The organism is Paenibacillus thermotolerans, assembly GCF_028745515.1.
Taxonomy (GTDB): Bacteria; Bacillota; Bacilli; order Paenibacillales; family YIM-B00363; genus Paenibacillus_AE; species Paenibacillus_AE thermotolerans.
In genome coordinates, this window is sequence record NZ_JAQZSG010000005.1 from 111,401 (window position 1) to 133,424 (window position 22,024).

Sequence of the window (22,024 nt, forward strand, 5' to 3'; positions counted from 1 at the left end):
AGGTGGCGGTTGTGACGATGATTCCGTTTCCTACGGTTCAGATCCGGCAGCAGTATGCGAAAATCGGATTTGATGCCGATCCGGGACAATATGAAATCAAGCAGCCGCGCCCCTACTTCGAGATGCATACGACAAAGCCGCAGCTTGATGTTACGCCGCAGAAAGGCGAACTGACGATCGATCAAAGCCGTGCCTTCGAGGGGTACGGTGTCGGACCGCATTTTGATTGGTTAAAAAGTATTTATTCGGAGTGCAAGAACGTTGCATTACAAGGGATTGCGAGACGTGTGGAAAACGGCAACCGGTTATGGGCGATCCATATCAAGACCGATCCGATTCCGGAAATTGCGACGCGAGAGGCGTTTATGGACGTCAATATCGTGATGCCTGGGCCGGTTTCGTATCATCCCGTTGAAACCAGGTATACGCCGAGAAGGCCGATCGTGAAGTTTGAATACGGGGACGTTCACGTGGATTCTCACCCGAATCCGCCGGAAATCGAGTATCATAAAGGGAAATTTGAGCTGTATCAAGTGCAGAAAGCATCGGTTGAGATCATACCTCCGGAAATCGATCTGACGTTATAACATACAACGAATGCGAACTATAGGTTGCCAACAATCTATAGTTCTATTTTTAAGGGAGTGCCGAGTATTATGAAGCTGACGACTTCACGTTTCGGGGACATGGAAATCAATGAGAATGACATTATACAATTTCCGTTCGGTTTGCCGGGTTTCGAGCATACGCGGAGATATGTCATTATGGAAATTGACGCGGACATGCCCCTTGCCGTTCTTCAATGTGTGGACAATGGGGAATTGGCCTTCATTCTGACAAATCCGTTCAGAATATACAACGATTATGAGATCGTGCTCCCGGAAAGCACGCAATCTGCTTTGCAGGTGGAGCGGGAAGAGGATGTCGCCGTCTGGTCCATCGTAACGGCGAGAGAGTCCCTTGAAGATGCGACATGCAACCTGCTCGCGCCGATTGTCATTAATGCGTCTTCGCGTTTAGGAAAGCAAGTGGTCCTGCACAATTCGCCTTATACTACCAAGCATCGCCTGGTTCAGGCGGTTTCGGAATCTTCGCAAACTGAAGAAGCCAAAACGCTAAAGGGGTGACGAGATGCTGGTGCTTGCAAGGAAAAAGGGCGAATCGATCATGATCGGGGAAAATATCGAGCTTGTCATTATAGAGACGGAAGGCGATACGGTGCGTGTCGGGATTAAGGCGCCTAAAGAGGTGCAGGTGTACCGCAAGGAGATTTACACCTCGATTCAGGAGGCGAACCGTGAGGCTTCGCAGGGCGGTTTGAGCGCGGAGGCGCTGAAGGATTTGTTTCGGAAGAAGGAGTAAGGAAACCCGTCGGAAGCTTTACTAAGCGGCTAATAATTAATACATTGGGAGGATATTTGGTGTTTAGTTCAGGAGATATTATACAGATAGTTAACGATAGTAATTATACGGAGCAATTAGCGATTGTTCTGGAAGTTTATAAAGACGGCGTGTTGGCATTAAGTGCCGTTCCGGCGGATCGTTCCGATGAAGCAAGCTGTACGATAACTTTGGAAGATTTTCAAACCGTCACAGTAAAATACTCAAATAAATTATTTGTAGATAAAAAGCATGCAAAGAGAATTGGAAAGTTAAATCAAGAGTCATACGAAAAGGTAATGAGACAACAAATTTTGTTGAAAGTAGATGAGTTCTACCATTTATTCCACGAGCAGAAGAAACCTTTTGACCCTGATAAAACGTCGCTCTCATACGGCGGTCGAGTTTACGACGAAAAAGAAATGAAAAATTTGGTGGACTCCTCGTTGGATTTTTGGTTAACGGCCGGGAGATTTAGCAAGGAATTTGAAAAGGAATTTGCAAAGTTTATAGGCGTGAGATATGCGTTATTGACCAACTCAGGATCGTCAGCTAATCTCTTAGCGTTCTCCGCGTTAACCTCCCCAAAACTTGGCGACCGTAGAATCCGACCGGGCGACGAGGTAATAACGGTTGCAGCCGGCTTTCCGACCACAGTTACACCGATCGTTCAAAATGGAGTCGTACCTGTTTTTATAGATGTGGATTTAGGCACATATAACATTCTTACGGACAGGATCGAAGACGCAATTACCCCTAAAACAAAAGCCATTATGATCGCGCATACGATGGGTAATCCATTTGAGTTGCAAAAAGTTTTGGAGCTGGCGGAGAAATATAACCTTTGGGTTGTTGAAGATAACTGTGATGCTCTCGGCTCCCGCTATAAAGGCAAATTAACAGGAACCTTCGGCCATATTTCAACCTCCAGCTTTTACCCGCCCCACCATATGACGATGGGGGAAGGCGGAGCTGTTTACACGAATGACCCCCATTTAAAAATGATCATTGAATCCTTTAGAGACTGGGGAAGGGATTGCTGGTGCCCGTCCGGTTGTGATAACACTTGTAGTAAACGATTCGGATGGGAGTTAGGGACGCTCCCTTACGGCTATGATCATAAATACACGTACTCCCACCTTGGTTATAATTTGCGTGTTACCGATATGCAGGCGGCAATAGGATTGGAACAGTTAAAGAAAGTTCCTGACTTTACAAAAGCGCGGATTCGTAATTTCAATCGTTTGCTCGATGGGCTGACGGATTTAGGCGAATATTTCATTCTTCCAAGGGCAACCAAGGACTCGGATCCTAGCTGGTTTGGCTTTATTCTTACGGTTAAAGACAATGCGGGATTTACAAGAAATGAGATCGTAAGTTATCTCGAAAAAAGCAGGATTCAAACCAGAATGTTATTCGCGGGAAATCTTACAAGGCAGCCGGCATTCCAACATGTAAAATATAGAGTTCACGGGGATCTGAATAATACCGATAAAATTCTTAACGACACATTTTTATTAGGCGTTTTTCCGGGACTTACAGACGAAATGATAGATTATGTAATTCGCAAAATTAGAGAATATGTTTTGAATCACCATTAATAACCAAGGGGATATATAAATGAAGGTAGTTATTCTTGCTGGCGGATACGGCACAAGAATCAGCGAGGAATCTCACTTAAAGCCGAAGCCGATGATAGAGATCGGCCAGAGGCCGATACTTTGGCATATTATGAAAATTTATTCGAGCTACGGATTTAATGATTTTATTATATGTTTAGGGTACAAGGGTTATCTGATCAAGGAGTATTTTGCAAATTACTTTTTACATGAATCGGATGTAACGTTTGATTTTAGGAACGGAAATCAAAATATTACGCATAATCATTCCGCGGAACCTTGGAAAGTAACTTTGGTTAATACCGGAATTGATACCATGACAGGCGGGCGGGTGAAGCGAATTCAGCCGTACGTCGGCAATGAACCGTTCATGTTAACGTACGGAGATGGAGTTTCAAACGTGAATATTAGGGAACTGGTTGAATTTCATAAATGTAGCGGTAAACTTGCCACCGTTACATCGATACAACCAGACGGACGATTCGGCGTCCTGGACATTTCAGACAATAACGAAGTGAAAGGATTCCGGGAAAAACCGAAAGGGGACAGTACCTGGATTAACGGAGGCTTTTTTGTTCTCGAACCGGAGGTATTTGATTATTTGGATGGCGATCATACCGTCTTTGAAAAAGAACCGCTTGAAAATTTAGCTAAGCATGGAGAATTAAATGCTTATAAGCATAGAGGTTTCTGGCAGCCGATGGATACAATGCGTGACAAAAAATACCTTGAAGATTTGTGGACACGGAACGAAGCACCCTGGAAAATATGGGATAATAGTCGGGTGAACGTATTATGAGGGAATTCTGGAGAGGCAAGAAGGTTTTCGTAACCGGGCATACAGGATTTAAAGGATCATGGTTATGTATATGGCTGTCTTCGCTTGGCGCAAAAGTTGTAGGATATGCAACGAAACCGCCTACCGCTCCGAGTTTATTTGAGCTTTGCAAGGTGGAACAATTGCTTGTTAAATCGGTTATCGGCGACATTAGGAATTTGGAACTGTTAAAAAAGGAAATGACAACCTTTCAACCGAGTATAGTAATTCATATGGCTGCGCAGCCTTTGGTGAGAGAATCGTATAAAAACCCGGCGGATACTTACTCCATTAATGTTATGGGGACAGTAAACTTGTTCGAAGCAGCAAGAAGCACCGAAAGTGTTAAAGCAATACTGAACGTTACTACAGATAAGTGTTACGAAAACAAGGAATGGGTATGGGGCTATAGAGAGAACGAGCCGATGGGGGGTTACGATCCATACTCCAGCAGCAAGGCTTGTTCTGAGTTGATTACTTCATCTTATCGAAATTCTTATTTTAATATTGCCGACTATGAAAAGCACGGGGTTGCCGTTGCCTCCGCAAGAGCCGGAAATGTCATTGGAGGGGGAGACTGGGCGGCTGATCGGTTAATACCGGACTGCCTTAAATCCCTATTGCAAAATGAACCCGTTGTTATCCGAAATCCTCATGCAATTAGACCGTGGCAGCATGTTTTGGAGCCGTTGAGCGGTTATTTGCTTCTTGCACAAAAGTTATATGAAGACGGCCCCCGGTTTGCGGAAGCGTGGAATTTCGGACCGCATAGTGAAGATGCGAAGCCGGTTGAATGGATAGTGCAAAATTTAATTAAACATTGGGGAAAAGATACGTCTTATGTCATTGATAAAACGGATCATCATCATGAAGCCAATTATTTAAAGCTCGATTGGTCCAAAGCTAGTATGAGATTGAACTGGCACCCAAAATGGAGTTTAGAGAATGCATTGTCAAAAATTATAGAATGGGTTCACTCTTATCAACGTCACGACAACGTAAGAAATGTTTGCCTAAGGCAAATAGAAGAATACAGTAATTCATAGATGATTCATACGAAGAAGGAATTTTGCATGAAGAAAGTTTTAGTAACCGGAGCCACCGGTTTTGTTGGCGGGGCGCTGACCAGAAAACTGGTCGAACTCGGGTATGAAGTTCACGTATTTACGCGGCAAAGCTCCAATAAATGGAGGATAGTGGATTTAAACCCTTATATAGTCGAACATGAGGTTGATTTAAGGGATATGGAGGGCTTGAAACGGATAGTTAAAATCATAAAGCCCGAAGTAGTATACCATTTGGCGACCCATGGCGGATATTATTTTCAAAGAAATACTTCGGAAATAATTGAATCGAATTTCATGGGGACCATAAACCTGCTGCTGGCATGCCAGGAAGTCGGGTTTGATTATTTTGTGAATACGGGGAGCTCCTCTGAATACGGCGTTAAAAATAAAGAAATGGCGGAAAATGATTTACTTGTACCATTGGGTGACTATGCGGTGTCAAAAGCAGCAGCCTCCCTATATTGCGAATCGGAGCGTTTACAGAAACAGCTTCCCATTGTAACGTTACGTCTGTTTTCGCCGTACGGCCCCTGGGATGCTCCGTCTCGGTTCATTCCATATGTCATTAAATCGTATTTAGAAGAAACTGCCCCGGAACTATCAACCCCTTTTTCAGTTCGAGATTACATCTATATTGATGACGTTGTCGACGTCTATTTGGAGTTTCTACGGATCGGCCGGTTGGATTGCGGCTTCCTTAATATAGGCTCGGGTAAACAAATCAGTTTGGGCGATGCCGCGGACGTCATTAAAAATACGACAAAAAAGAACATTTCCCCTAACTGGGGCGCTTTAGAGCAAAGAAAGAAAGAACCGGAAATTTGGAAGGCAGATATAACATTAGCCCAGGAAAAGTTAAAATGGAATCCTAAAGTAGCTTTTGAAAAAGGAATTGAGGCAACTGTAAATTGGTTAAATGAAAATATCCGCTATTACTAAAGGAAGGTTCTTAATGATGAAATTATCGGATTATGTCATTGATTTTTTAGTAAAGAAAGGTATCTCGCACGTTTTTGAAATGATAGGCGGGGGCATCACCCATTTATTAGACTCTATATATAACAGAGACGACATCGAAGCAATCTCCGTTCGCCACGAACAAGCCGGTGCTTTTGCTGCGGAAGCATACGCTAGATTGAACGGCAAGTTAGGAGTGGCGATGGCGACCAGCGGCCCGGGAGCTCTGAATTTAGTAACGGGGATCGGAAGCTGTTATTTTGACTCTGTTCCATGTTTGTTTATTACGGGGCAAGTAAATACCTATGAATATAAATTTGACAAGCCGGTCCGACAAATTGGGTTTCAGGAAACAGATATAGTAAGTGTGGCTAAACCGCTGACGAAGTATGCCGAAATGATAACCGAACCGGCAAAGATCAGATATTACTTGGAAAAGGCGGTTTATATCGCCCAAAATGGAAGACCAGGCCCGGTGCTGCTGGACATTCCTATGGATATTCAACGCGCACAAATAGATCCCGACAACCAAGAAAGTTTTTTTGACAGCCAAGAATATAATCATTTAGCTGTCAACGAATATATCGATCAACATCAGTTAAACGAAATCGTCGGCTTACTTAAACATGCAGAAAGACCTGTAATATTAGCGGGCGGCGGAGTAAGGTCAAGCCGAGCCGTAGATGAATTAAGAGAGTTAGTGGAAATTACCGGTATTCCTGTTGTATCTTCATTAATGGGACTTGATGCTTTTAGTCAAGATAGAGAAGAGTTTTTCGGTTTGATCGGATCATACGGGAACCGTTACAGCAATCTGGCTATCGCAAATAGCGATCTAATATTCATTTTAGGCTCAAGACTCGATTCGCGGCAAACAGGGACCCGTCCCGATACCTTTGCAAGAGCCGCGAAAAAAATTCATGTTGACATCGATTATCATGAGTTAAACGAAAAGGTAAAGGCAGATATTGCCGTGCATGCGGATTTAAAGTCGTTTTTAAATAAACTAAACGGAAAACTGAAAAAGGACGTAAACCGATTAGATTTATCACACTGGTATACCATTCTTAAAGATTATAAAGATCGGTATCCAACTTCTGTATTTAAGGACGACAGTATAGATCCTAATTGGTTTATGGAGCGGTTATCCTCCCATTTCAATAATGTTCATACGATTTGTTTGGATGTTGGCCAACACCAAATGTGGGCAAGCCAGTCCTTAAAGCTGAAAGGGAATCAAAGGCTGATAAACTCCGGTGGCATGGGAGCTATGGGATTTGCTCTTCCTGCGGCTATAGGGGCATATATGGCGAATCCCTACGGGGATGTAGCAGTCATTGCGGGGGACGGCGGCATTCAAGTTAACATTCAAGAGTTAGATACGGTTATTACAAACAACATACCTTTAAAAATTTTCATAATGAATAATCGAAGCTTGGGAATGGTGCGGCAGTTTCAGGACCTGTATTTTGAAAAGCGTCGTCAATCTACGGTTGTAAGCAGGATGAAATTCACTGAGGTGGCCGAGGCGTACGGATTAAAGTCATTCAAGATTGAAAAGGTCGAAGATGTTGATTCAGTCGTTAAAGAGGCATTACATCATCAAGGCCCAGTCTTGATCGAAGTCATGATAGATGAGGAGTCTGCAGTAAATCCAAAATTAGTTGTCAATAGACCTATTGAAGATATGTACCCGCATTTAGACAGGCATGAGCTCAAAGAAATTATGTTAATAGATCTGGCGGAAGAAATGGAAGTGCCGAAATAACCGTTCTACGCGGGCCCTCCGGCGGTTAGGGCGAGAAAGCTCCCGTCGGTTGGGCCCGCGTTTTAACGGACAATAGCTATTAAACTTGCTTTTTAAAATGCTCGTAATACTGGGTTATTATTTTCACATCATGTTCATAGCACTTTGAAAGGCTATTAACTTTCGTCTTATAACGTTGTTCGTCGGAACAAAATACATAAGCACGATGAAGCACGTCTAAAACATTGACATTCGTTTTTTTGTAGAACACATTTATTGAAAGTGCTACTAAGTACAAAGTTTTAAAACAGAGCTTAATATACATCTCCCGTAAAAGATCATTGTTTTCATTAGAGATTTCTAAATCCTTGAAGATACTCGAGAAACCTTCATGCTGCTCAAGTCTTCCTTCAACCGTCGCGTAATAAGGAATAACCATGTCGCCGTCTCCGATTTCGACCTTATCAACGTCCGTCTTTTCCGCTTTCCCTTCGGTTATTAAGATAAGATCCGTCCCCAGTACGTTTCCATATTGACATAACAGCAATTCCCAGTACATGTGAGGGTACCAGAAGCATACGCCGTTCTTATCAAGATTGTCTCTAACGTATTCAATACCTTTGGCTTGTTTAAGAAGCTTATTGTTTATAATGATCCCAGACATATAATTGGAGCTTAGCATAAAGGTAAGAAGCGCATCTCTTCCGCGACTTGCGTTCTTGACCGGCGGCTTGCTCTGGTAAGAACTTGTTGTTCTCACGATGGACAAGCTTTCTTTAGATTTATTCAAAATATCCATGATTTTACTTAGAACGTCAAAATTAATCGAGTCCTCGTCACTCAGCAATAAAATAAATTGTCCGCTGGCTAATTCGCAGGCCTTAGAACAATTTATAGCGAATCCTTGGTTTTCATCAAAAGCAAAATACTTCAACCTGGCGTCTTCCATGCTTCCAATTTTTTCGTAATATTGTTTTGTTTCATTTTGAGTCCCGTTATTACATAAAATCACTTCTAATTCTTCATCGTAAAAAGATTGTAATAGACGAGTGATGTTGTTAAAGGCGCGAATTCCTCTATTAAAGCTTGGAATACAAATACTAAGAAGGATACGATCGCCTTTTCTGTTTTGTTTCCGAATCCGGTAGTTGTGAATGTCTGAAATGATGCTGTGAATATTCTCGTTTTTCTCTGTAAGGTTAATAACATTTCTGGGGAGGTAGGCACTGGAACCTCTAAAATACTCTATCAAACCGTGCATGTTTTCAAATAGAAGTACATTAGACAAAACTATGCCGTTTAAGCGCGTCCCTTGCAGGCAGGAAAGGAATTTTCCTAGATGGCTTATGACAATGTAAGTTTTTTTGTCAGTTTTTTTTATAGAATCTAAATATGATAATATACGATTCAAATTCCAGTCTTCCAACAATAAATAATCGGCCAAGGCGTCGAACGTCGGCAGAGGATTCGAATTCCGAAACTCGCTTAATGATATTTTTTCATTAATTAGTTTTTGTTCTTTATCGTACATATAGTATTCATTAGCAGTTTCAGTTGGGAGCAGCCAAAACGGCAATGCTTGAAACGGTGCAAGATGATCAAAGGATAAATGACGGTTTGATGTCAAATATTCGATGTTTTCCTCATAAATGGTTTTGAATTCATCTAAATTGGGTTCAATAAAGGCTTCCCACAGCACATTATGTATTTCATCTCTTGAATATCCGAAGTCTTGTGCTTTTATCAGCATTTGAAAAAAAGATTCATATTCGGAAACTCCAAACAAAAAGTAGGCAAAGGATGCATAAAAATCTGCTTTTGTTTTAGGGTCGGTTTCCAATTGTTCATTTTCCATTGTGTCCGACAGTTCCACATACTTTTGATATGCAACGTCAATTAGGTCTTTTTTTATCAATTCATCTATTTCTAATAAAACATCATCTAAATGCTGGTTCGATGATTTATTCCCATTCCTCATTTGTAATTCATCACCTTTGAACATGTAAGTGTAAGAACCCAAAGTATAACAATAATTTTCATTCTATTATATACCGGAAGCGGGTATAGAAGATGAAGAAATCGGATTACGGCTTACCAATCAAGAGGGTAAAAATTTTTTTTGAATTTGCCCTTCAATTTTTTTATGAATCGTACGATATAAATAATAGGTCTACAAAAGCAGGGCGGCCGACCTGTACAAGTAGATAAGTTCCACAAGGACGTGGACTACGCTAACCTTCAAGGAGGAAGAAATTTCATGAGAATTAACCACAACATCGCATCGCTCAACACGTACCGTCAGTTGACGATGAACAACGGCAGCAGTGCTAAGAACATCGAGCGTCTGTCTTCCGGTCTTCGCATCAATCGTGCAGGCGACGACGCTGCAGGTCTTGCAATCTCCGAAAAAATGAGAGGCCAAATCCGCGGTTTGGAAATGGCGACTCGAAACGCACAAGACGGCATCTCCATGATCCAAACTGCAGAGGGTGCATTGAACGAAACTCACTCCATCCTCCAACGGATGCGTGAGCTTGCTGTTCAAGGCTCCAACGATACGCAAACGGACAAAGACCGTGCAGAGCTTCAGAAGGAAATTTCCCAGTTGAAGGACGAGATCGACCGGATCTCCAACACAACCGAGTTCAACACAAAGAAACTGTTGAACGGCGATCTTCAATCGGCGAAAGTTGCACAAGGTGACGTTCTTCAATCCGCTGACGTAAAAGCTGCCATTGTATCCTCTATGACTGGAAACCCGGTTGAAGGTTTCGCATGGGGCGGCGGCAACATTAAAGTTACATTGTCCGGCGGTGCAACTGCCACTGTTAACATTGCAGCTGGAAACTATACTGCATCCGGATTCGCTGCGGCACTTGACAGCGCATTAAGCGGTGCTGGTACGTCTTTCCAAGGGGGACGCGTTGCGGTTACTGCGAACGCATCCGGTAAGATAATTATTGACACAAGTGGTGTATCCATTAACTCCATCAGCGGTCTTTCCAGTGTTGGTATAGCCGAAGGTACAAGTGGAAACGCCGGCGTTGAGATCAGCGGTACGACTGCATTCGGTAAATTTACGATCGGAAGCGGCAACGATGAATTTAATGTTACGACTTCCAACGGAACGGTTATTAAATTGCAGCTTACCAGCGGACAATATGCTGACGAAGCAGCCCTTGTAGCGGAAATCAACGCTCAACTTGCCGCTCACGCGGCATCGGGTACGGCAGGACTAACTGCATCCGTAAGCGGCAATAACATCAAGTTTTCCGCAAGCGGAAGCTTTACAATCAGCGCTGAAGGCTCTGACAAGACGTTAGCTAAGCTTGGTGTGGCTGCAGGAACAATTTCCGATAAAGCTGTACTGGCGAACCTGCAGGACAACAATGGCGATCTCCTTGGGATTAAGTCCGGCGATACGATCAAAATTAATGCGAAGGTTAACGGCACTGCCGTTGCCGAGCTTACTTTGAACGTAGGAACGGCAACAACGATTGAAGACCTTACAAGCAAGATTGCTAGCGGTCTCGGTTTGTCGGGAAGCCAAGTTTCCTTCGTGAACGGTAAGATTCAAATTACTGGTAAGTCCGGTGAAGATAACGACATCCAAGACTTGAAGCTTTCCATCGCAGGAAACGACAAGTTTAACAACCACTTCAGCAACTTCGCTGAAATTCAAGATGCGCAAGATGCCGGCACGAACAACGCGTTGTCGTTCCAAATCGGCGCAAACCAAGATCAAACCATGCGCGTAGACATCTCCGAGATGTCTGTAGGCTCCTTGTCCTTGTCTTCTGTAGACATCAGCACTGAGCAAGGCGCACAAAACTCCATTACGGTAATCAACAATGCACTTGAGAAAGTTTCCGCAGAGCGCGCGAAACTCGGTGCATTCCAAAACCGCCTGGAGCACACAATCAACAACCTCGGCACATCCGCAGAGAACTTGACGGCTTCCGAGTCCCGCATTCGCGACGTCGACATGGCGAAAGAAATGATGGAGTTCACGAAGAACAACATCCTTACTCAAGCCGCTCAGTCGATGTTGGCGCAAGCGAACCAACAACCTCAAGGAGTTCTGCAATTGCTCCGATAATAAAAGCAGCCTAAAGAGGCCTGGCTTCGGCCAGACCTCTTTAGTTTCTTTTATAAGGGATTTGCAGGCGTATTTCCGTTAGAGGGAGGCGATCGCTTGAGAATCAATCATAATATCGCATCTATAAATACGTACCGCCAGCTATCTTCGAACAACTCCTCCAATTCCAAATCATTAGAGAAGCTTTCCTCAGGATTACGAATCAACCGTGCGGGCGACGACGCGGCCGGGTTGGCTATTTCCGAAAAAATGCGCGGACAAATACGCGGGTTAAGTATGGCGGCCCGTAATGCGCAGGATGGAATTTCGCTTATTCAAACGGCTGAAGGCGGATTGAATGAGGTTCATTCGCTTCTTCAACGAGGTCGGGAGCTTGCCGTTCAGGCTGCTAACGACTCGTTGACCGACAACGATCGGGAGGCGATTCAGGCGGAGGTAACGCAAATTAAGGATGAAATTGACAGAATCGCCAACACGACTGAGTTTAACACTATAAAACTGTTAAACAAGGGAAATTCATATTTTACGTCTACTGATAAAGAGAAAGTGCTTGAAACCTTAAAGCGATCTTTCTTGGAGCAAAGCGAAGCGCTGATTCGAAATTATTACGGAATTAGCGGCGATAATGTAGATTTAAAGATAGTTCTTGACGACACGATTGACGGCGTCGGCAACAAGCTGGCATATGTTAGCTACATGGTTGACGGAAGCGGCAAAGGGCAGAATCTCGAGCTTCATGTCGATATGCAGGACTTTGTCCCGGCTGCTTGGCCGAATGGAGGCAATGCGCCATACTATAACGATAGAATTATTGCGCACGAGATGGTCCACGCTGTAATGGCGCGCAATACGAACCAAACAGCCGGGGCGATTCCTACATGGTTTAATGAAGGTATTGCCGAATTTATCCATGGTGCCGATGAACGTTTAAGCGCTGATCTTGGAGCCGGAGTATCCAATGTTGTCGATTCCATCGTCGGTACGTGGTCGGGGTCTAGTTTGGAGTATTCAGGAGGCTACGCGGCTGTTCGTTATATGCACGAACAAATAAAAGCAAGCGGCGGTTCAGGCATTAAGGATATTATAGATGCACTAAAAACGGGGGTTACTCTCGATTCTGCATTGGCAAGTTCTTCTTCAGGAGCCTTTGCAGACCTGGCGGATTTTACGTCAAAGTTTCGAAGTCTGACTGGGGGCCAAGCCTTTATCAACAACCTCTTGTCATCCGGTAAATTGTCTAACGCTGACACCGGTGCGATTGGCGGTGCCGATGCCGACGGCGGAGCAGTGCGCACGGCGCAATCCGTTGTTGCCGATATGGATAATCTCACGGATGATCCGCTGCTCGGATTTATTGAAATTATCCTTTCGACAGCTCGGAATCAAGCACCCGGAAGAATAACGTTAGTCTGCAGATCGGCGCCAATCAGGATACAACACTTTTGGTCGATCTTGCCGACGTTAGATCAAGTGCCCTCGGTATCGGTAATGCGGACGTTGTGAATCAAGCGCAAACGGCGATCACCCGATTTGACAATGCTATTGCCAAGGTTTCCTCCGTACGCGCAAAACTGGGCGCTCTGCAAAACCGTCTTGAGCATACGATTAATAATATCGGTACTTCCGAAGAAAACTTGACCGCTTCGGAATCTCGAATTCGAGACGTGGATATGGCTAAAGAAATGATGGAGTATTCGAAGAGCAATATCCTCACTCAAGCGGCTCAATCCATGCTTGCTCAAGCAAATCAGCAGCCTCAAGGCGTACTTCAACTTCTTCGATAAGCTTAACGATAAACAGACCCCTAGGTTTTGATCTCCATAGGGGTCTGTTTTTTTTATTGAAGATTTAGGCAATAAACTTATTCGCCCTTTTAACCGATATAAAGTATATCTACACATGCACGAGCAGCTACTATAAGGAGGCCGCCAAATGACAGCTTCAATGGAAATAAACCGAGACGATGTATTGCTTGCCTTGGACGAATATTTAACTAGAGCCATACCTAATATCCATAAACTTTCCGATGAGTTTTATAGAGGCTCGACCCCGATTACATGGAATAGGTTCGATCAATTGATAGAAGCCGTCCAGTGGATTTCACAGACGCTTCCTTTATTCGCGGGATATACGAACGGTCCGGATTATGAAGCGGCATCGAAAAAAGTGGGCGCCAGCGTGACGGAATTGGCAAGCGCCGTTGAAAACAACGATACTGTATTGATTGCGGACTGCTTACATTATGAGATTCTACCGTTCTTGACGGAATTGGCCCAAACTGTAAAGAATACTATTCGGCAAGAGGTACAAGCTAATGATACTTACTGATAATATACTTGTGTTAAAACAGGACTATCCGGGGTTGTTAAAATGGATGGAAGCTTATCAACGGCCGCATGATTCTCCTTTCGCTGTAGAGGCGTCAAAATCAGGGGTGCCTACGCTAAGCTATACGGCAGGCGGCAGCAAAGTATATATTCACAGCAAATTCAACCCTGAAGAAGAAGCAGAGCGCCTTATTTCCAAATATCTCAATCAGGACAACGTTCAACATGTTTTGTTTTATGGAGTTGGGTTAGGGTATCATATTGAAAAGTTTGCCCAAGAAAAACCGGACGTCAAATTTTCAATATATGAGCCTAACCCAGAGGTCATTTATCGTTTGCTAAGTACACGTTCGATTGAAAAATTACAGAAGTCTTTAAAGCACATTTACGTAGAATTCAATCAGAACGATACGGTAAAACATATCCAGCACTTTCTTAATTACATTGATAAAGGAATCACCGTTATTACTTTGCCTGCTTACGAAAGATTGTTCCAAGAATCTTTGGGGCGGTTTACTGAACAATTTACCGAAATACTCAAAGAAAGTAAATCAAAACTGTATACAAACGCCGCATACGAAAAAAGATGGATCATCAACAGTGCAGCCAATTTGAGATATACGCTTTCTACGCCTAATATCATAGCGCAGAAAAAACAATATTTTGAGAACAAGCCTGCAATCATTGTAGGTGCGGGGCCTTCTTTATACGACGATATTGAACACCTAAAATATATTAGTGAAAACAAATTGGCTTATATTATTGCGACCGGATCGGGAATCAATGCACTTCTGTCGAATGGTGTCGTCCCAGATCTTTTTTGCAGCTACGATCCGTCGCATCTTAACAAAAAAGTCATTGAGAAGTTTGTGGAGTACGGAAACGATACGATCCCCTTCTTATTCGGCAGTACAATCGCTTATGATTCTTTGCCCTTGTACAAGGGCCCAAAACTTCATATGCTTATTAATCAAGATACCGTTACGCAGTACTATGTGAAGAGAGACGGAGAAACACTAGAAGTCTTTAATGATGCCCCTTCCATTGCAGTAGTTGTGCTGCAATTGCTTGCACGAATGGGCTGCAATCCGATTATTCTTTCGGGGATCAATTTGGCATATCGAGACAATCGTCTTTATGCACAGGGCATAATGTACGAGCACCGTACTTCCGAGGTAACCGAACGAGAAAAAGAGTCGGCTATCGCAGTTGAGGACGTATACGGAAATCAGACGTCGACAAACGACGGGATGAACCGCATGCGCCAGCAGATGGAAGCCTATATTCAGGTAATACGGCATATGGAGGTTATTAATACGACGAAAGGCGGCGCCAAAATTCAAGGCACGACCTTTGCAAATATTGAAGACTTAATTAGGAGTCGGTTAAGAGAGCCGGTCGTCACCGAAACGAATTGGTTCGAATCAACGGAACCGCCTTATGATTTACAGTATGTAAAATCACAGCACTTAGCCATGAGCAAGGAATATGAACAGTTCGGCGTATTAACCAGTCAGTTGGTACGAAATATGAACGAAATGCGTGGGCTTGTAACTGCAAGAAATACCCGCTCTCTTGAACAGGCTTATCAGAAATTCGATAAGACCGTTAAACAATGGCTAAAAAACAAACTATTTGAAGTGTTCTTCCAGCCAATGAATAGAGTTCAATTGGAAATACTTCAGCGCAACATTGAATCGATGCGATTTCAGAAAGACCCGAAAAAGAAAGTCGATCAAATTATCGAAAGCTTCGGGAAAGTAATCATGCAAATAGAACAGGATTTGAACATCGTAAAGCTGTTGCTTCAAAACATATACGGCCTTATCGAGGAAATGGAGCAAGAGCAAAAACAGCCGGTTGCGGAGTGATCGAAATGAACTTGTCCGGGAAAAAGATACTTGTAACGGGAGCCGACGGATTTATCGGCTCTCATCTTACAGAGGAGCTGGTTCGCAGAGGGTATGACGTGCGTGCATTCGTTCTGTATAATTCCTTCGGGTCTTGGGGGTGGCTCGATCGTTCTCCCAAGGATATTAAGGATCATCTTGACGTATTTCTTGGGGATGTGCGCGATCCTAACGGGGTTAGGACGGCAATGAAAGGATGTGATGTCGTTCTTCATCTTGCGGCGCTCATCGCTATTCCGTATTCATATCATTCCCCGGATACTTATGTGGACACGAATATTAAAGGAACGTTGAATATTGTCCAAGCTGCGAAGGATCTCGAAGTGGAGAAAGTGGTGCACACCTCAACAAGCGAGGTGTATGGAACGGCGCAGTTTGTTCCTATAACCGAGGAGCATCCTTTACAGGGCCAATCTCCGTATTCCGCTTCCAAGATCGGCGCAGACCAAATCGCAATGTCTTTTTACTCTTCGTTTAATACCCCTGTCAGTGTTATAAGACCGTTTAATACGTACGGCCCCAGACAGTCCGCGAGAGCCGTAATTCCGACCATCATTACGCAGATCGCAGCCGGACAACGGACTATAAAGCTGGGTTCGCTGCATCCGACGCGCGACTTTAACTATGTAACGGATACGGTCAACGGCTTTATTGCCGTGGCCGAATCGGATCGCTCCGTCGGAGAGGTCATTAATATCGGCAGCAATTTCGAAGTTTCGATCGGGGAAACGGCTGCGGTAATCGCGGAAGCGATGCGGGCGGAAATCGTCATTGAAGAAGATCAAGTTCGGCTGCGTCCGGAGAAAAGCGAAGTGGAAAGGCTTTGGGCCGATAACTCCAAGGCAAGCCGTCTGTTAGGATGGACGCCGGAATATGCCGGGAAAGACGGTTTTAGAAGAGGGATAAGGAACACGGTTGAATGGTTCACGCAGTCTGAAAATTTGGCAAACTATAAAGCAGGGATATATAACATATGAGCACCCAACCGATTGTAGAGCAGATTATACATGTTCTAAAAGAAACGCTGCCGGCAGAAGAATCGTTCATTCCGCTCCATGCGCCGTTGTTCGAAGGGAACGAGTGGAATTACGTGAAAGAATGCCTGGATACAGGATGGGTATCTTCCGTAGGGAAATATGTCGATTTATTCGAGAGGAAGCTGGAGGAATACACAGGGGCCAAACATGCTGTCGCAGTGGTTAACGGAACCGCCGCACTTCACGTTAGTTTACTGCTGGCGGGTGTACATCGGGATGACGAGGTTTTGATCCCGTCGTTAACGTTTATTGCGACGGCAAACGCGGTTTCTTATTGCGGCGCAGTGCCTCATTTTGTCGACGTGGAAGAAGAAGCGTTGGGCGTCGATGCCGAAAGACTAAAGGATTATTTGGGAGACATTGCCGCAGTAAAAGACGGAGTGTGTATCAATAAGACAACCGGCAGGACGATCAGAGCAATCGTTCCGATGCATACCTTCGGCCACCCCGTGAAACTGGAGCCGCTACTCGAGGTATGCGAACAGTTTCGTCTCGCAGTTATAGAGGATGCCGCTGAATCGCTGGGGTCTTTTTACAAAGGGGTTCATACCGGTAATTTCGGATTGATTTCCGCCCTCAGCTTTAACGGGAATAAAATCGTTACGACCGGAGGCGGCGGAGCGATCCTTACCAATGACGAAAGCTTGGCTAAACGCGCGAAGCATATTACCACAACAGCGAAAATTCCGCATCAATGGGAATATGTTCACGACCAGATCGCCTTTAACTACAGGCTTCCCAATATCAATGCCGCATTAGGCTGCGCGCAGCTGGAGAAGCTGCCGGAATACGTGCAAAGAAAAAGGGAGCTCGCTTCCGTTTATCGAAAAGCATTTAACAGCATTCCCGGAGTGCGGTTTTTTACGGAGGCCGAGTTTGTGGAAAGCAATTACTGGCTCAATGTGCTGATTCTTGAGAAAGAGCATTCGGAGGTACTCCCGGAGCTGCTCCGGAAGACGAATGATTTAGGCATTATGACGCGGCCGGCTTGGGCTCCTATTCATGTCTTAGATATGTACAAGGATTTTCCCCGGATGGATTTGGCCGTCACGGAAAGCCTCGTAAATCGGATCATTAATATACCAAGCAGCGTTTCGTTGGGAGGTATAGATGACAGAGCGTAAAATATGCGTCGTTACCGGATCGAGGGCGGAATACGGTCTGTTATTCTGGTTAATGAAAGAAATTCAATCCGACCCCGATTTGAAGCTGCAGCTCATTGTTACAGGCATGCATCTGTCTCCGGAATTCGGATTAACTTACAAAACCGTTGAGGCAGACGGTTTTCATATCGACGAAAAAGTGGAGATGCTTCTTTCAAGCGATACGCCGGTCGGCATTACGAAATCAATGGGACTTGCGACCATCGGCTTTGCCGATGCGCTGGACAGATTAAAGCCGGATATTGTCGTGCTGCTTGGAGACCGGTACGAAATTTTGTGCGCGGCCCAGGCGGCAATGATCGCAAAAATTCCGATCGCTCATTTGCATGGCGGGGAAGTTACGGAAGGTGCCGTCGACGAAGCGATTCGCCATGCGGTAACGAAAATGTCGCATCTTCATTTTGTAGCGGCCGATGTTTACCGGGAAAGAGTTATTAGAATGGGCGAACACCCGGATAAGGTATTCAACGTAGGTGCGCTCGGGCTGGAAAACATAAGAAGAATGACGTTGATGGACCGGAAGGAGTTTGAAACCTCCGTCGAATTTAGACTATGGGACAAAAACTTTTTAGTAACCTACCATCCGGTGACGCTTGCATCGCATGGTCCCGAACAGGCGATGCATGAGCTGTTGAGGGCGTTGGATCGTTTTCCCGATACGGCCGTTATTTTCACGAAACCGAACTCCGACACGGATGGGCGGGTTATTAGCCGGATGATAGACAGCTACGTGGAGCAAAACCCCGGGAGAGCGAAAGCTTACACTTCCTTGGGGCAGCTTCGTTATTTAAGCGCTATTAAGCATACGGATATGGTAATCGGGAATTCTTCAAGCGGGATTTACGAAGTGCCCGCATTTCGCAAACCGACCGTGAATATAGGCGACCGGCAAAAAGGCCGATTAAAAGGCGCGTCGGTCATCGACTGTAAGGAAGATGCGGAGTCGATTGTACAAGCTGTCCGACAGGCGTATTCCGATCAGTTCCAAAATCGATTGAAAACCGCCGATGTATGTATTTTCGGTGAAGGTGGGGCCTCCGAACAAATAAAGACTGTTCTTAAGGAAGCAGACCTTAGCGGCATAATTTATAAAAAATTTTTCGACGCGGATCTTACTTTAGGGATGTGAACCCTTTATGGACAATAAGGTGTACATCATTGCGGAAGCAGGCGTGAATCATAACGGTTCTTTGGAAATGGCTATGCAGCTCGTCGATGCGGCTGTTGCATCGGGTGCCGACGCAGTGAAATTCCAAACTTTCAAAGCCGAGAAGCTGGTTAGTTCAGACGCTCCGAAGGCTGAATATCAATTAGGAACGACGGAACAGACTGAGACGCAGCTGCAAATGTTAAAAAGATTAGAGTTGGACGAAAATGCTCATGCCGTGCTGATCGATTATTGCTGCAGGAAAAACATCCAATTTATTTCTACCCCTTTTGACTTGGAAAGCGCCGAGTTACTGACGAATAAATACCGACTGCCTGTGATCAAAATTCCTTCCGGAGAAGTTACGAATGCTCCTTTATTGTATAAAGTCGCCTCTACAGGAACGCCGATCATTTTATCTACAGGAATGTGTACATTAGCCGATATTGAGAATGCTCTTGCCGTAATAGCGTTCGGATATGTTGGAGACGGGGGAGGCGCCATTTCGCAAGCATCCTTTGAGGAAGCTTATTTTTCTGCCGCAGGGCAGGAAGCGTTAAGAAGTAAAGTTACGTTGCTTCACTGTACTACAGAGTATCCTGCTCCATTCGGCGATGTGAATTTAAGAGCGATGGATACGATGAGGGATGCCTTTGGATTGACGGTCGGTTTTTCCGATCATACTGCGGGCATCTCGGTGCCAATTGCTGCCGTAGCAAGAGGGGCCGTTGTTATTGAGAAGCATTTTACATTGAGCCGGGATTTGCCCGGTCCGGATCATAAGGCATCATTAGAACCCCAAGAGTTGAGCCAAATGGTAAGCTCCATAAGGGAAGTGGAGCTTGCTTTAGGAACGGCATATAAACTCCCTGCGCCCGTAGAATTAAAAAACAAACGGGTAGCGAGAAAAAGCATTGTAGCCTCCCGGGACATTCAAGAAGGAGAACGATTCTCGGAACAGAATCTGACGGTAAAGCGGCCGGGCGACGGCATATCTCCGATACATTATTGGAACGTACTCGGCAAGCAGGCCAAACGTTCGTTCCTAAAGGATGAAAGGATCGAGCTATGACACGTCCTCTTGTTCTTCTAGGGGGAGGGGGCCATGCCAAAGTCGTTGCAGAAACCGCACTAAGCCAGGGTAATACAATTATAGGTTATACCGATTTGGAACTTCGACCGGATATGACACGAATGTTCGGTCTTCGCTATTTGGGAACGGACGAAATTTTCGCTTGCGAAGGGGTTACCGATATCTACCTGCTGAACGGAATGGGGAGCGTAGGGAAATCTCTTATAAGAGCAGAGCTTTTTGTCGATTTTAATAGAAAGGGATATAAATTTGCGACGGTCGTTCATTCATCCGCGATTGTTTCACCTCGGAGCAATATATCGGAAGGCGTTCAAATCATGGCGGGAGCCGTTATTCAATCGGGAACCGTAATCGGACGGAATAGCATCGTTAATACGGGTTCTAAGGTTGATCACGACTGCCGTATAGGTGAGCATGTTCACATTGCCCCGGGCGTTACGATTTGCGGAAATGTGACTGTTGGAGACAGGGTCCACATTGGAGCGGGGTCAACCGTCATTCAAGGAATAACGATCGGGGAGAACAGTATTGTCGGAGCGGGGGCCGTTATACTTAACGATATTCCTCCAAATACATTAGTGGTCGGAGTACCCGGCAAGGAGGTTAAAAGATGGTAAAGTGGGAAAGGGCCTTAATCGATCATAACTCCTCCATTCGAGACGCCATTAAGAAAGTAGACGAAAGCGCTCTGCAAATCGGGTTAATTGTCGACGAGCAGAGGCATCTTGTTGGGGTGTTGACGGACGGCGACATCAGACGCGGCATTTTGCGAGCTGTTTCTTTGGACGAGCCCGTTCATACCATCATGAATCCGCGCCCAACCTTCGCATCCTCGTTCGACAGCCGGGAAGAGATCCTTGCGGTTATGAAGCAGAAACATCTTCGGCATATTCCCGTTCTGGACAACGCGAGGAAAATTATCGGGTTAGAAACCTTGGAGGAGCTGTTCCTGCCGAAGGAACGCGATAATTGGGTCGTCTTGATGGCAGGTGGATTAGGAACGAGACTTTATCCTCTGACTGAGGAGTGCCCGAAGCCGCTTTTGAAGGTAGGAGGAAAGCCTTTGTTGGAAAGTATTCTGGAGCATTTGATCAGCTTCGGCTTTTGCAAATTTTACATTTCCGTTAATTATAAAGCGGATATGGTAGAAGAGTATTTCGGCAGGGGAGAAAAGTGGGGAGTAGAAATACGCTACCTAAGGGAAAATAAAAGATTGGGGACGGCCGGGGCATTATCCCTTATTCCTGAAATCCCTGATGAACCGCTTTTGGTAATGAACGGGGATTTGCTGACCAAGGTAAACTTTAAGCAGTTGCTTGATTTCCATAAAGAGAATGCCTCTATGGCCACGATGTGCGTCCGGGATTATGAATATCAAATTCCGTACGGGGTTGTCGAGGTAGACAAACATAAGTTGATTGGCATTAAAGAAAAACCGGTGCATACCTACTTTGTGAATGCCGGCATCTACGTTTTGGAGCCCAATGCTCTTAAGAGTATTCCGAAAGACAGTTATTTCGATATGCCCGGCTTGTTTGAAATGTTAATGAAAAACAAGCAACAAACCTCCGCCTTCCCTGTCAGGGAGTATTGGCTTGATATCGGACAAATGGATGACTATAAGAGGGCGAATATAGAGTTTATGGAGGTTTTCGGTTAAA

Annotated in this window: 20 protein-coding genes; 19 read left to right on the plus strand and 1 reads right to left on the minus strand. The window is 44.8% G+C overall.

Annotated elements, in window-relative coordinates; translation table 11 throughout:
- The first annotated feature begins 17 nt into the window (after positions 1 to 17).
- From PT964_RS06415 to PT964_RS06450, 8 genes are all read left to right on the plus strand, one after another.
- On the plus strand, positions 18 to 587 hold the full coding sequence (locus PT964_RS06415; protein ID WP_274362589.1) for a DUF6470 family protein: 570 nt from the start codon (positions 18 to 20) through the stop codon (positions 585 to 587).
- 69 nt (positions 588 to 656) lie between these two features.
- The gene (gene fliW, locus PT964_RS06420) at positions 657 to 1,127 is read left to right on the plus strand and encodes a flagellar assembly protein FliW (protein WP_274362507.1); all 471 of its coding nucleotides are present in this window, start codon (positions 657 to 659) and stop codon (positions 1,125 to 1,127) included.
- Between the two features lie 4 nt (positions 1,128 to 1,131).
- Complete coding sequence (gene csrA / locus PT964_RS06425) at positions 1,132 to 1,362, plus strand: carbon storage regulator CsrA (RefSeq protein ID WP_274362508.1); 231 nt, start codon at positions 1,132 to 1,134, stop codon at positions 1,360 to 1,362.
- A gap of 59 nt (positions 1,363 to 1,421) precedes the next feature.
- Positions 1,422 to 2,981, plus strand: coding sequence for a lipopolysaccharide biosynthesis protein RfbH (gene rfbH, locus PT964_RS06430; RefSeq protein ID WP_274362509.1), 1,560 nt, complete (start codon positions 1,422 to 1,424; stop codon positions 2,979 to 2,981).
- A gap of 19 nt (positions 2,982 to 3,000) precedes the next feature.
- Positions 3,001 to 3,798: a glucose-1-phosphate cytidylyltransferase gene (gene rfbF, locus PT964_RS06435; RefSeq protein WP_274362510.1), complete on the plus strand. Its 798-nt coding sequence runs from the start codon at positions 3,001 to 3,003 to the stop codon at positions 3,796 to 3,798.
- Positions 3,795 to 4,862, plus strand: a complete 1,068-nt coding sequence (gene rfbG, locus PT964_RS06440) for a CDP-glucose 4,6-dehydratase (RefSeq protein ID WP_274362511.1) — start codon at positions 3,795 to 3,797, stop codon at positions 4,860 to 4,862. The genes rfbF and rfbG overlap by 4 nt, the downstream gene beginning before the upstream one ends.
- Positions 4,863 to 4,889: 27 nt before the next feature.
- Positions 4,890 to 5,822, plus strand: a complete 933-nt coding sequence (locus PT964_RS06445; RefSeq protein WP_274362512.1) for an NAD-dependent epimerase/dehydratase family protein — start codon at positions 4,890 to 4,892, stop codon at positions 5,820 to 5,822.
- 13 nt (positions 5,823 to 5,835) lie between these two features.
- Positions 5,836 to 7,608, plus strand: a complete 1,773-nt coding sequence (locus PT964_RS06450; RefSeq protein ID WP_274362513.1) for a thiamine pyrophosphate-binding protein — start codon at positions 5,836 to 5,838, stop codon at positions 7,606 to 7,608.
- Positions 7,609 to 7,687: 79 nt separating this feature from the next.
- Here PT964_RS06450 and PT964_RS06455 read toward each other — a convergent pair whose 3' ends face one another.
- Positions 7,688 to 9,589 carry a glycosyltransferase gene (locus PT964_RS06455; protein WP_274362514.1) on the minus strand — a complete coding sequence of 634 codons (1,902 nt, stop codon included), beginning with the start codon at positions 9,587 to 9,589 and terminating at the stop codon, positions 7,688 to 7,690.
- 255 nt (positions 9,590 to 9,844) lie between these two features.
- Here PT964_RS06455 and PT964_RS06460 point away from each other — a divergent pair, with 255 nt between their 5' ends.
- From PT964_RS06460 to PT964_RS06510, 11 genes are all read left to right on the plus strand, one after another.
- Positions 9,845 to 11,686 carry a flagellin N-terminal helical domain-containing protein gene (locus PT964_RS06460; protein ID WP_274362515.1) on the plus strand — a complete coding sequence of 614 codons (1,842 nt, stop codon included), beginning with the start codon at positions 9,845 to 9,847 and terminating at the stop codon, positions 11,684 to 11,686.
- Between the two features lie 96 nt (positions 11,687 to 11,782).
- On the plus strand, positions 11,783 to 13,189 hold the full coding sequence (locus PT964_RS06465) for a flagellinolysin (RefSeq protein ID WP_274362516.1): 1,407 nt from the start codon (positions 11,783 to 11,785) through the stop codon (positions 13,187 to 13,189).
- Positions 13,186 to 13,470: a flagellin gene (locus PT964_RS06470; RefSeq protein WP_337995010.1), complete on the plus strand. Its 285-nt coding sequence runs from the start codon at positions 13,186 to 13,188 to the stop codon at positions 13,468 to 13,470. The genes PT964_RS06465 and PT964_RS06470 overlap by 4 nt, the downstream gene beginning before the upstream one ends.
- A 148-nt stretch (positions 13,471 to 13,618) precedes the next feature.
- A complete protein-coding gene (locus PT964_RS06475) occupies positions 13,619 to 14,014 on the plus strand; it encodes a DUF8042 domain-containing protein (RefSeq protein WP_274362517.1) in 396 nt (131 codons plus the stop codon).
- Positions 14,001 to 15,884, plus strand: coding sequence for a motility associated factor glycosyltransferase family protein (locus tag PT964_RS06480; protein WP_274362518.1), 1,884 nt, complete (start codon positions 14,001 to 14,003; stop codon positions 15,882 to 15,884). The genes PT964_RS06475 and PT964_RS06480 overlap by 14 nt, the downstream gene beginning before the upstream one ends.
- 5 nt (positions 15,885 to 15,889) lie before the next feature.
- A complete protein-coding gene (locus PT964_RS06485) occupies positions 15,890 to 16,900 on the plus strand; it encodes an NAD-dependent 4,6-dehydratase LegB (protein ID WP_274362519.1) in 1,011 nt (336 codons plus the stop codon).
- A complete protein-coding gene (locus tag PT964_RS06490; protein WP_274362520.1) occupies positions 16,897 to 18,084 on the plus strand; it encodes a LegC family aminotransferase in 1,188 nt (395 codons plus the stop codon). The genes PT964_RS06485 and PT964_RS06490 overlap by 4 nt, the downstream gene beginning before the upstream one ends.
- On the plus strand, positions 18,071 to 19,252 hold the full coding sequence (gene neuC / locus PT964_RS06495; RefSeq protein ID WP_274362521.1) for a UDP-N-acetylglucosamine 2-epimerase: 1,182 nt from the start codon (positions 18,071 to 18,073) through the stop codon (positions 19,250 to 19,252). Before PT964_RS06490 ends, neuC begins: the two co-directional genes overlap by 14 nt.
- Positions 19,253 to 19,259: 7 nt before the next feature.
- Complete coding sequence (gene neuB / locus PT964_RS06500) at positions 19,260 to 20,342, plus strand: N-acetylneuraminate synthase (protein WP_274362522.1); 1,083 nt, start codon at positions 19,260 to 19,262, stop codon at positions 20,340 to 20,342.
- Positions 20,339 to 20,980 carry an acetyltransferase gene (locus PT964_RS06505; protein WP_274362523.1) on the plus strand — a complete coding sequence of 214 codons (642 nt, stop codon included), beginning with the start codon at positions 20,339 to 20,341 and terminating at the stop codon, positions 20,978 to 20,980. The genes neuB and PT964_RS06505 overlap by 4 nt, the downstream gene beginning before the upstream one ends.
- Positions 20,974 to 22,023, plus strand: a complete 1,050-nt coding sequence (locus tag PT964_RS06510) for a nucleotidyltransferase family protein (protein WP_274362524.1) — start codon at positions 20,974 to 20,976, stop codon at positions 22,021 to 22,023. The genes PT964_RS06505 and PT964_RS06510 overlap by 7 nt, the downstream gene beginning before the upstream one ends.
- The last annotated feature ends 1 nt before the right edge of the window (position 22,024 follow it).